Origin of the sequence: Neisseria sp. HMSC064D07 (genome assembly GCF_001837185.1) — a bacterium.
GTDB lineage: Bacteria > Pseudomonadota > Gammaproteobacteria > Burkholderiales > Neisseriaceae > Neisseria > Neisseria flavescens_C.
In genome coordinates, this window is record NZ_KV831641.1 from 1 (window position 1) to 11112 (window position 11112).

At 48.6% G+C, this 11112-nt stretch carries 9 protein-coding genes; 2 read left to right on the top strand and 7 right to left on the bottom strand.

The window, feature by feature from the left end; translation table 11 throughout:
• Positions 1 to 59: 59 nt before the first annotated feature.
• The 4 genes from xth to HMPREF2608_RS00380 form a co-directional block, all read right to left on the bottom strand.
• The gene (gene xth / locus HMPREF2608_RS00365) at positions 60 to 830 is read right to left on the bottom strand and encodes an exodeoxyribonuclease III (RefSeq protein WP_070825587.1); all 771 of its coding nucleotides are present in this window, start codon (positions 828 to 830) and stop codon (positions 60 to 62) included.
• Positions 831 to 997: 167 nt separating this feature from the next.
• Entirely contained in the window at positions 998 to 1276 is a 279-nt protein-coding gene (locus HMPREF2608_RS00370) for an ArsR/SmtB family transcription factor (protein ID WP_070825588.1), read from the bottom strand.
• Positions 1277 to 1691: 415 nt separating this feature from the next.
• Positions 1692 to 3473, bottom strand: a complete 1782-nt coding sequence (locus HMPREF2608_RS00375; RefSeq protein ID WP_070825589.1) for an extracellular solute-binding protein — start codon at positions 3471 to 3473, stop codon at positions 1692 to 1694.
• A 99-nt stretch (positions 3474 to 3572) separates the two neighbouring features.
• A complete protein-coding gene (locus tag HMPREF2608_RS00380) occupies positions 3573 to 4775 on the bottom strand; it encodes a YihY family inner membrane protein (RefSeq protein ID WP_070825590.1) in 1203 nt (400 codons plus the stop codon).
• A 99-nt stretch (positions 4776 to 4874) separates the two neighbouring features.
• Between HMPREF2608_RS00380 and wrbA the strand changes: the two genes are divergently transcribed.
• Together wrbA and HMPREF2608_RS00390 are read left to right on the top strand one after the other, a co-directional pair.
• Positions 4875 to 5480: an NAD(P)H:quinone oxidoreductase gene (wrbA, locus tag HMPREF2608_RS00385; RefSeq protein WP_070825592.1), complete on the top strand. Its 606-nt coding sequence runs from the start codon at positions 4875 to 4877 to the stop codon at positions 5478 to 5480.
• 211 nt (positions 5481 to 5691) lie between these two features.
• The gene (locus HMPREF2608_RS00390; protein ID WP_070825593.1) at positions 5692 to 7869 is read left to right on the top strand and encodes a TonB-dependent siderophore receptor; all 2178 of its coding nucleotides are present in this window, start codon (positions 5692 to 5694) and stop codon (positions 7867 to 7869) included.
• 190 nt (positions 7870 to 8059) lie between these two features.
• Here HMPREF2608_RS00390 and aroG read toward each other — a convergent pair whose 3' ends face one another.
• From aroG to HMPREF2608_RS00405, 3 genes are all read right to left on the bottom strand, one after another.
• Entirely contained in the window at positions 8060 to 9103 is a 1044-nt protein-coding gene (aroG, locus tag HMPREF2608_RS00395) for a 3-deoxy-7-phosphoheptulonate synthase AroG (protein ID WP_070825594.1), read from the bottom strand.
• 278 nt (positions 9104 to 9381) lie between these two features.
• Entirely contained in the window at positions 9382 to 10059 is a 678-nt protein-coding gene (locus tag HMPREF2608_RS00400; RefSeq protein WP_070825595.1) for a TIGR02117 family protein, read from the bottom strand.
• Between the two features lie 239 nt (positions 10060 to 10298).
• The gene (locus HMPREF2608_RS00405; protein ID WP_070825596.1) at positions 10299 to 10796 is read right to left on the bottom strand and encodes an XAC2610-related protein; all 498 of its coding nucleotides are present in this window, start codon (positions 10794 to 10796) and stop codon (positions 10299 to 10301) included.
• Between the last annotated feature and the right edge of the window lie 316 nt (positions 10797 to 11112).

An 11112-nucleotide genomic window follows, 5' to 3' on the forward strand; every position in this document is an offset into this window, starting at 1 on the left:
GTCGAAGGAAGGGCTTTTTTGCAAAGGTCTCAGCCTTATTGTCTATATTGCTTCAAAATCTAACAGTCAAACTCTGCAATTACCGGCGCATGATCACTGGGGCGTTCTTGGGCGCGGGTTTCTAGGTCGACGGTAACGTCGGTAAGGGTGGCGGCGAGTTCGAGGCTGGTGAGGATATGGTCGATGCGCAGGCCGAGTTTGCGTTGGAACATGGCGCCGCGGTAGTCGAACCAGGTGTAGAACGCACCTTCGGGGTGGATTTTGCGCAGGCTGTCGGTCAGGCCGAGGTCGAGCAGGTTTTTAAACCATTGTCTTTCGATGGAGGAGCAATGGATTTTTTCGTGCCATTTTTCGGGGTCGTAGCAGTCGGCATCGGCCGGGGCAATGTTGAAGTCGCCGAGCAGGACGAGTTTGGGGTGAGCGGCCATTTCGGTGTGGACGAACTCGGTCAATGCGGCAAACCATTGTTCTTTATATTGGAATTTTGGGCTGTCCAGGGCTTCGCCGTTGACGCAATAGACGTTGATGACGCGCACGCCGTTGATGGTGGTGGCGATGACGCGGCGTTGCGGGTCGTCGGGGAGGGCGGGAAGGCCGCAATGTACGTCTTGTGGCTCGTGGCGGCTGATGATGGCGACGCCGTTGTAGGTTTTTTGGCCGCTCCAGATGCAGTGCCAGCCCATCATTTGCAGGGCGGCGGCCGGGAATTTGTCTTGGTCGAGTTTGAGTTCTTGTAAGGCGAGTATGTCGGCTTGGTGGTCGGCCAGCCAGTTTTGTACTTGGGGCAGGCGGACGTTAAGGGAATTGACGTTCCAAGTGGCGATTTTCATGATGTTTCCGTGTGTGCTGTTGGGTGGGAAGGCGGCGGATTGCGCCTATGGGCATGGGCGGTATTGTATAGCGGATTGGTTTATTTTTCGATATGGGCTGAAAGGGGCAGGCCGTCTGAAAGCTGATGTTTCAGACGGCCTTGTTGTTGTGATATGGAATTATTTGTTTATTCGGCTTGGTCTTTGAGCGTGCTCAGGGTATTGAGGATGGTGGTGGCTTCTTCGGAGATGATGCGGTATTCGATGATGCGGTGGTAGCGCGTGAAATCGATGATGCCTTCGGTGCGCAGGCGTGCGAGGTGGTTGGCGATGCCGGTCGGGGAGGAGTCGAGTGCCTGTGCCAGTTCGGTAATGCTGCGGTCGCCGTCAAGCAGCAGAAAAAGAATGGCCATACGTTCGGGGTTGGCAATCAGTTTGAGAATAGTAGAGAGACGCTTGATTTCCATATTATTGTTCCTTTTGTCTGTTATATGAATGCTTGATTTAGGTTAAATTTGGATGATTGTAGTTTTTATTAAGATTAACCTTATAATTCAAACTCTTACCTTGCAGTGTACACGGTTTTGTAAAATTTGAGGGCATTGTTTTGCAATTTTTTTGTTCATTTTCGATATTTTGCTTCGGTTGCGAAAATGGATTGATAAGAGACGAAAAGGCCGTCTGAAATGTTCCGTTGCAGATGATTTTGCTGACGGATGTTTCAGACGGCCTTTGATTTGGCTTTAAGTTGCTTTTTCTTTTATGTTTGTTTGGAATCAGCCAATTGATTGTTTTTAAACAAACAACAAGGTTTTATGATTCTATGCTGAATGCTACACGCCAAGGGCTTGTCAGACGCTTGGACGTGTTGTCGAAATGCGACTACTTTTTCTTCCAGCCTGCGGTCATGGCGAAGGTAATGGGGTCGTAGTATTTCGGCAGCTTGGACGGAATGCCGACATCGTTACGGTACACGACGCGATAGCGGTCGGCGAACCAGTTTGGAACGATGGTGTATTGGTGGCGGATCAGTCGGTCGAGCGCGCGCGAGGTAGTTTGCAGCTCTTTGCGGTTGGTAAAGCTGTTGAAATGGGTCAACAGTTTTTCAACCGCAGGATGACAGACGCCGGATAGGTTGCGGCTGCCTTCGGTTTTGGCGGCGGCGCAGCTGAAGTAGTCGTATTGTTCGTTGCCGGGGCTTTCGCTGTTGCCGTAGTAGCCGGTGGTCACGTCAAAATCGAAGTCGTTCATGCGTTTTTGGTATACGGCGGAATCGGCGGTGCGCACGTTCATGGTAATGCCGATTTTGGCGAGGTCGCGCTGCCATTTGGCGGTAATACGCTCGTAGTTTTTGCTTGGGGCGAGGAATTCAAAAGTCAGCGGTTTGCCTTGTTTGTCGACTGCTTTGCCGTTTTTGTATTGATAGCCGCCTTTTTCAAGCAGGGCGCGTGCTTTGAGCAGGTTCGGGCGCACGCCCAGTTTTGGGTCGGTAACCGGCGGCATAGGGACGTCTTGATCCAATACGCCGTCGGGCAGCTTGGTGCCCAATGATTTGAGCAATGCGGTTTCCGCGCTGTCAGGCTTGCCGGTTGCGGCCATGGTGCTGTTGGTGAAGAAGCTGTCGGTGCGGCGGTATGCGCCGTAGAAGATGCGGCTGTTGACGCTTTCGTAGTCGAAGCTTTCAATCAAGGCGCGGCGGACGTAAATATTGTCCAAGGGCTTGTGGCGCATATTGATGACGAAGCCTTGCATGCCGGCTGTGCTGTTTTGTACCCATTCGTGTTTGGACAGATTGCGTTTTTTGAGGACTTCGTCGGAGTAGGCGCGCGCCCAGTTGCGGGCGACGTTTTCTTGTACGAAGTCATATTGGCCGCCTTTTAATCCTTCGATGCGGACAACTTCGTCTTTGACGTATTTGATGCGGATGTGGTCGTAATTGTAACGGCCTTTGCGCACGGGCAGATTTTGCGCCCAGTAGTTTTTGTCGCGGACAAACTCGCTGATGCGGCCGTTTTCGGCTTTGGCAAAACGGTAGGGGCCGGAGCCAATGGGCAGGCTGTTGGGTGCGGCGGCCAAGCCTTTGGGATAGCTTTTATGCGAGAAGACGGGCAGGCTGCCGAGAATCATGTGCAATTCTGAGTTGCGCTGCTTGAAGCGGAACACGACGGTGCGGTCGTTGGGCGTTTCTACTTTGGCCACGTCGCTCCAGTAGAAGTGGTACATGGGGGCAGCGGCTTTGTCTTTGGTCAGGATGTTAAATGAAGCGGCAACGTCTTTGGCCAAAACGGGGTCACCGTTGTGGAATTTGGCTTTGGGGTTGATTTTGAAGGTAACGGAAAGACCGTCCGGCGCCAGGGCGATGTCTTCGGCAATCAGGCCGTAAACGGCGTAAGGTTCGTCCATGCTTTGCTCGGTCAGGGTGTCGAGCGTCAGCATGCTGATGCCGTATTCGTGGTTGCCTTTGAGGGTAAAGGGGTTGAGCGTGTCAAAAGCACCGAGGAAAGGCGTGGTAAATGTGCCGCCTTTGGGGGCGTTGGGATTGACGTATTCGAAAGCGGTGAAGTTGGCCGGATATTTGGGTGGTTGGCCAAGGCCTACGCCGTGGGCGGCGAAGGCGGCAGATGGAATCAAACCGAGCAGAGAGAGTAGGGCTGGTGTTTTCATCTATTTTTCCTTGTAGGTCGAATGTAGTATTCAGTAGTGTGCCGATTATAGCAAAGGCCGCCTGAAACTTGATATTTTTGGTTTCAGACGGCGTCAGGTTTAAGAGGATTGTTTTTTCGTATGGGCGCCGAACTCGGCAAGCGTCATGTTCAAGGTTTCCAAGCAGGGCTGCATAATGTGGTCAACCGTTTGATTAACCTTGTCTTTATTAAGCATTTGCGGACGGTAGACGAAGAGTTTGAACAGCTCCGCCAAGTCGATGGACTCCGCCCCCATTTTCAAGACCCAGCCCTGACGGCCGGAATAGACATAGCCGTGTCGTGCCAGTTTTTCCAAAAGCTCGCCCAATTCGTCAAAGCCCATATTGATATGCCGTCTGAACTCCTGCACCGGCAATGCCTTACCGTTTTGTTGAGCAGAATCGAGCAGCAGCAGGATTTTCAATACATCGTCAAAGCGGCCGCGCGCATCCAGACTGCGGCGGAACGCTTCGCCGCGCCAATAGGACAGGGACGAGGTCAAAACCGCGCCGCCTAATACCAGCGTCCATAACAGGTTGAGCCACAACAGGAAAAACGGTACCGCTGCAAATGCGCCGTAAATCGATTTGTAGCCGTCAAAGTTGCCCATGTACCAAGCGAACAAAAAGCGTGCCGTTTCCAAGCAAAACGCCGTTACAGCCGCGCCGACCAAAGCATGGCTGGCAGGCACAAAACGGTTGGGTACAAAGCGGTATAAGCCCCACAGCAGCAGCGTAATAAATGAAACCGTAGTGATGACCCTCAGCCATTCCGAGCCGCCTACTACTTGCACCTGACCGATCACGACCGACAAGCCCACGCCCAAAGACAAAGGTCCAAACGTCAGCAACGCCCAATACACCAAAAACTGCATCATCCAAGGCCGTTGCGAATTGACGCGCCAAATCCGGTTGAACGCATTGTCTATCGTCCGAATCAGCATCAGCGAGGTTACGACCAACATCACACTGCCGATGGCCGTCAGCTTGGTGGCCTTATCGCGGAACGCATTGATGTAGTCAAACACCATATCCGCGCCCTGCGGCACAATGGTACGATTGATGAAAGAGACAAATTCCCCCGACCATTGGTCAAAAACAGGGAAGGCCGAAGCGATGACGACCATCACCGTCAACACGGGCACCAAAGCCAAAAGCGTCGTAAACGTCATGCTTGCCGCAACCTGCGGCACACGCTCCTCATCAAAACGGCGCACGACAAACCAAGCGAACGCTACGCCTTTACTCTTTAAAAAACCTTGCCACCATTGCGAAAACGGCATAACCTTTTCCCACTTTTAAATTGAAATTTCTTCTTTTCAGACGGCCCGAGTATTCAAAAGGCAGTCTGAAACCTGACAGCATTGTAACGGAAACCCCAAATGAACCCAAATCCTCTGAAAATCCTCGTTCTCTTTTATTCCCAAAATGGCAGCACGCGCAACCTTGCCCGCCAAATCGCACGCGGTATCGAAAGCGTGGACGGTTGCGAAGCCGTGTTGCGTACCGTTCCCAAAGTTTCCACCATTTGCGAAGCCGTTGAAAAAGCCATTCCCGATGAAGGCGCGCCATACGCGACTGCCGACGATCTCAAAAATTGCGCCGGCCTTGCGCTCGGCAGCCCGACACGTTTCGGCAATATGGCCGCCGCAATGAAATACTTTATCGATGGCACCATTCCCCTTTGGCTCGGCGCAGAACTTGTCGGCAAACCTGCCACCGTATTCACCAGCACATCTTCGCTGCACGGCGGCCAAGAAAGCACCCTGCTGACCATGATGCTGCCCCTGTTGCACCACGGCATGGTCATCAGCGGCATCCCATATACCGAGTCAGCGCTCAGCAATACTCAAAGCGGCGGCACGCCTTACGGCGCAAGCCATGTTTCCGGCCACGACAGCAAGCCGGCATTGACTGCCGAAGAAAACGACATTGCCTTTGCACAAGGTAAACGTTTGGCAGAATTGGCACGAAAATTGGCAGACTGATTACCTTGTAATAAAAAGATTAAGGCCGTCTGAAAACCTGATGATGCGGGTTTTCAGACGGCCTTTTTAGTTAATTAGGACTAGATTAAAAATAAATATTTTGAATTAAACGAACTACTTAGAAAATAGTGATTAGAACATAGTTTCATCGGACTACATCTTTTTGATAGAATCTGCCACCAAATTGAAACATCAGCTAATTGGAGAGGCTATGTCACTACCTGTATTCCCCTATGGCAAATTAAGCTTTGCCGTCAGTCTGGCACTGTGTTCGGCGTATTCTTTCGCGACCGAAGTAGAAAATACCCAGCCGCAAGAGCGTGTCGATTTACCGACAGTTACCGTCCAAGGTGTCGGAAAACAGACTACTTCCAACTACACCATTCCCGCTTCCTCTGCCGCGACAGGCATCCGCCTGACCCAGCGCGAAACGCCGCAGTCCTTGTCCGTTGTCACAGAAAAACAAATGGACGACCAAGGTTTGGATACCTTGCAGGACGTGTTGAAACAAACGCCGGGCGTGTTCCACAGCAAAATGGGCAACAACGTATCCGGCCACAGCCAATTTATTTCGCGCAGTCAGGCGATTGACAGCATTTCCGTGGACGGTGCGCCCAAGTTCCTTTACGACGGTAAAGCCATCCGCCGCGGTACCAACAATCTGGACAGCACGTTGTACGAACAAGTCGTCGTTGTACGCGGCGCAAGCGGTTTGTCAAACGGCGGTATGGGCGAGCCGGGCGGTACGGTTGCTTTGGAACGCAAAAAACCGACTGCCAAGCCAGCCATCAGCGTAGAAGCCGGTGTCGGTTCGTGGAACCACTACCGCTTCGTCCTTGATGCCAATCAGCCTTTGAATGCAGACAATACCTTGCGCGGCCGCGCTATTTTGGTCAGCGACCATGGCGGTGATTACCTGCCGAACACTTCGCGCCACAATCACACTTTCTACAGCACTTTGTCTTACGATATCACGCCGCAAACCGAATGGCGCCTCGGTACGGAAATACACCGTTTCCGCAATACCGGCAGCTCGCGTTTCAGCTACCTGACCGCAGCAGGTTCGCGCCGTACTGGATTCATACCGTTTGAGTCTTCGCCGCGCAGCAATTCGTCCGCACGCTGGGCATACGGCAAAGACAACAGCGCCGAAGTGTTCACTTCCCTAAGCCATGAGTTTGATAACGGCTGGAAACTGACAGGCGATTACAGCCATGTTTCGGGTAAAAACGACATTGTTTCAGGCATTGCCGGTACTTTTGTCATTAATTCTGATTACTCCGCGCTCTTTACATCCGACCGCGACCGCAGCAAATACCGCGACCAGAATTTTTCATTGACCTTGGACGGCAATTATCCAGCGTTGGGCCGTTCGCATGAGTTCAATGCGGGCATCAGCTATCAGGACAACAAAGAAAACCTGTCTTTCTATGAAGAAGGCGAATCGACGATTCCTGATTTGCGCCTCTTTAACGGCAATATCGCCAAACCCGATATGCCGTATCTGCGCGATGGTTTTTCACGCATGAAAAACCTGTCGGTTTACGGCTCGACCCGTTTCAAACTGACCGACAAACTCGCCTTTATCGGCGGCAGCCGTTTTGTGGATTGGCGTTACCGTTACAGCACCAGCCGTAACAAATTCGCACACAGCAGCCACAAACAAAATGTTTTCATTCCTTATTTGGGCGTAACCTACGACATCGGCGACAATCTGACCGCCTATGCATCTTACACCACCATTTTCCGTCCGCAAGTACGTTACCTGACCAAAGACGGCGCGGCGCTCAAACCGCAGCGCGGCAAAACCTACGAGACCGGTTTGAAAGCGTCATGGTTTGAAGGCCGTCTGAATGCTTCCGCTTCCGTTTTTATGAACAAACGCGACCATTTGGGCGTTGTCGCAGGCAAATTCGCGAATGGCGAGGAATACTACCGCGCAGCCGACAACACCACAACAAAAGGCGTGGAACTCTCTGTCGGCGGCCGCCTGAGTGATAAATGGCTGCTGAATGCGTCTTATGCACGTTCTAAAATCAAAGACAGCGAAGGGGTTCAACTGCATCCGTCTTATCCGGTTCATTTGTTCAAACTCTTTACCGCGTATGACGTAACCGACCGTTTGAACCTGGGTGCCAACGTCAACTGGCAAAGCCGCAGCCACACGCTGGACGAATACCCTGCAGACATCAATCCAGCCGCCGCCGCCGCATTGACCCAACGTCCGTATGCAACGCTGGACTTGACCGGTCATTACAAAATCGGCAAATCCACCCGCATCAGTTTGGACTTTGAAAACGTCTTTAACAAACGCTATCGCACCATGCCGGATATTCACGTTTACGGCACGCCGCGTAGTGTGACTGCAACGGTTAAACATACGTTTTAATTGAATAGCAGAAGTAGGACAGGCCGTCTGAAAACCTGAATCATCGGGTTTTCAGACGGCCTGAATTTTTTTCTCATATTGTTTTGATGTCAAACCTGACTAAAAATTGCTCGGGATCTTGAGCAAAGAAATCAAAATGACAGACGTAAAAAAGACCGGAACATATCCGGTCTTTTTAATGATGTCGCACTTACGCTTTATGACCTTTCGCTTCGGCAAGCAGGGCCAGCAATTCTTCAGTCGTATCCCAACCGATGCAGGCATCCGTAATACTTTGACCGTAAACTTCAGGCTTGTCTTGACGGCCTTCAACCAAGTGGCTTTCCACCATCACGCCCATGATGTTTTCTTCACCGGCTTTCAGCTGCGCCGCAACATCGCACGCCACATCCATTTGTTTGCGGAAGTCTTTACGGCTGTTGGCATGGCTGCAGTCCACCATCAGTTTGCTGCTCACACCGGCTTTTTGAAGCTGCGCAACCGCGTCTTTAACGTGTTCCGCGCTGTAATTAGGCTCTTTCCCTCCACGCAAAATCGCATGGCAGTCAGGGTTGCCGCTGGTGTGGACAATCGCGGAATGACCGGCTTTGGTTACAGACAGGAAGTGGTGCGGATGATTGGCGGCACCGATGGCGTCGATGGCGATTTTCAGATTGCCGTCCGTACCGTTTTTAAAACCGACAGGGCAGGAGAGGCCGCTGGCCAATTCGCGGTGTACTTGGCTTTCAGTCGTACGCGCACCAATCGCGCCCCAAGAAATCAGGTCGGCGTAGTATTGCGGCGTAATCATGTCCAAGAATTCAGTCGAAGCAGGCATGCCCATTTCGTTCAAAGTCAGCAACAACTGACGCGCTTGGCGCAGGCCGTAGTTGATGTCAAACGTACCGTCCAAGTGAGGATCGTTAATCAGGCCTTTCCAGCCAACGGTTGTACGCGGTTTCTCAAAATACACGCGCATTACAATCAGTAGCTCTTTCTCATATTTTTTGCGCAAGGGCAGCAATTTTTGCGCATATTCAACCGCCGCCTTAGTATCGTGAATCGAACATGGGCCGATAATGACCAGCAAACGGTTGTCGCGGCCGTGAACCAAATCCGAAATCTCATGACGTGTTTTATAAACCAAATTGGCAACCTGAGGCGTAACAGGCAGTTCATACAAATGTGCGATTGGAGGGAGTAACTCTTTGACTTCTTTGATCTTAATATCGTCGGTAGGGTGGTGTTGGGACATGATGAACTCTCTTGTTTATTTTTGATACAGGTTACAGGTTTTAGCGGAATTAAACAAGGCTTAGTTTTTTGTTTTAGCAATTTTATTCTAAAATTTCTTTATTTTAATTATTTTATAGAACTTAAAATCAGTTTGTTTATAAAAATTAATATTTAATGCTATTTAAAAATTTCATTTATATAATAAAGGGCTTTGAGTTTTTATCAAAATACAGGCCGTCTGAAAATTTCAGACGGCCTGAAGTTTTACATAGACCCATAAATTGAGAAGCGTGAAGGCTATCGATATTGTTCCAGCAAGGGCGAAGAGAAAGGAGTCCAATACACGCCTTTAAGGCCGCTTTCAACCAATTTGTCATTCAGCCAAGTGTTACAAGTATTGAATAAATGATAGCGTCCTTTGGCTTCATAAAAAGCATCGTTAGATTGATGATGGATTCCTTTTAGCAAGATGGGGTGCCCATTTTCTTGTTGAAAACCGGCCAAGAGCGATTTTGTTAAATTCCTGTATTGCTCAGGCGTGACCAAAAATTTGACGACGTGGCTATTTTCTCGTGGTTCAAAAGGATAATAAGTAACATGAATCAGCGTACGGTTCAGCCCGCTTAATACACCTAAAGCATTGGAGAAAGTCAAATCTTTCCACTCAGGCGTGTATAAATAAAAATTGCGCTCCCCCCAGCCTAAACCGATATGCGTTATTTGAGGATCAGCAGAGAGCGTGTTTTTCGGATTGACGACATCTGACCAATCAAAAATATCATTCTTCAGCGGCATGACTACATCAGTATGCACACCGTTACTGACTAAAAATAAAGTAATTTCCCCTTTGGGCTGCTCTTCATTAAGCGGCAATGAAGCCATCATCCAAGCAGACAAAAAATACAATAGGGCAAAAATAGGGATAATCAGCGCTATTTTGCCGATTTTCTTGAGGATGTGGAGAAAGGAGCGCATTCGTTTTTTTAAAGGCAATTAAGTTTGAAGGTGTGTATTTTCCATTAAATTTGTACTTTTTTCATTAGAAATGAGTGGGTAGTAGGTATCTTGCGACTAATGATAAAAATGGTTGTTTAACTTGAATAAAAAAGGCCGTCTGAAATCTCTTTCAGACGGCCTTGTGAGTTTAAAATACCTTTAGAATAAAAGTCGCTGGTTTTAACAGCCATTCTTATTTTTTATCTCTTAATAAAAATTCACTTGGTTTTAATAAAATTCCATCTTCCATTACGCCAGCAATAATGGTCTTGGGCGTATTCCATTGCATTTTTTCTATAATCAACATAAATACAATTTTTTCTATTAGCATGAATTTCCCCGAGCTGTGTAATATCTTCAGTTTCCACAAATTGTTCAGTTTTGGGATTAAACATGTAAAGTTCATTGCCATTAATTGCCGATGCTGCAACAGGGAAGCCCTTTAAGATAATATCAGGGTATCCGTCATTATTTAGATCTTTTATTTGAATCAAATGATCTGCGGTAAGCGGAGGATTTGACATACTCTCAATAGTTTGGGTTTGTTTATTTTTTTTATTTGTAATGCTAATTTTATAAATTATATCGGAAAGCGGATTGACTCTAATTTCAAAAGGAAAATTTGTTACTGAAGGATAAACACTTTCTTTTAGTGGCTGTGTTGCATAAGCAGAAGTAGATAGAATTGCTAATACAAAAATGACCAGTTTTTTCATAAAATACCTCAAGTTCAAAACGAATTAAACAAGTTCCTACCAAACTGTTCAAATGAGTTTAGCTTAGAGCGCTTGGACCTTAAAATGTAGCAGGGAAGATGAGTACTTTTGTATGTAGGATATATACTTCTCTAATACAATTAGATGTCTAGGATGCTAGTCATTATATTGGATAACTTTGCTTCCTAGATTTCAAAGATTATATCTGAATATGCAGTATTGATTCATTCATATTTACCAAAATTTTAAAGATAAAAAAGAGATATAAGGCCGTCTGAAATATTCAGACGGCCTGAGACCTTTGCAAAAAAGCCCT

What these genes read in the sequence shown, in the direction of transcription:
- xth (WP_070825587.1), bottom strand. Translation starts at nt 830, where the DNA reads ATGAAAATCGCCACTTGGAACGTCAATTCCCTTAACGTCCGCCTGCCC.
- HMPREF2608_RS00370 (WP_070825588.1), bottom strand. Translation starts at nt 1,276, where the DNA reads ATGGAAATCAAGCGTCTCTCTACTATTCTCAAACTGATTGCCAACCCC.
- HMPREF2608_RS00375 (WP_070825589.1), bottom strand. Translation starts at nt 3,473, where the DNA reads ATGAAAACACCAGCCCTACTCTCTCTGCTCGGTTTGATTCCATCTGCC.
- HMPREF2608_RS00380 (WP_070825590.1), bottom strand. Translation starts at nt 4,775, where the DNA reads ATGCCGTTTTCGCAATGGTGGCAAGGTTTTTTAAAGAGTAAAGGCGTA.
- wrbA (WP_070825592.1), top strand. Translation starts at nt 4,875, where the DNA reads ATGAACCCAAATCCTCTGAAAATCCTCGTTCTCTTTTATTCCCAAAAT.
- HMPREF2608_RS00390 (WP_070825593.1), top strand. Translation starts at nt 5,692, where the DNA reads ATGTCACTACCTGTATTCCCCTATGGCAAATTAAGCTTTGCCGTCAGT.
- aroG (WP_070825594.1), bottom strand. Translation starts at nt 9,103, where the DNA reads ATGTCCCAACACCACCCTACCGACGATATTAAGATCAAAGAAGTCAAA.
- HMPREF2608_RS00400 (WP_070825595.1), bottom strand. Translation starts at nt 10,059, where the DNA reads ATGCGCTCCTTTCTCCACATCCTCAAGAAAATCGGCAAAATAGCGCTG.
- HMPREF2608_RS00405 (WP_070825596.1), bottom strand. Translation starts at nt 10,796, where the DNA reads ATGAAAAAACTGGTCATTTTTGTATTAGCAATTCTATCTACTTCTGCT.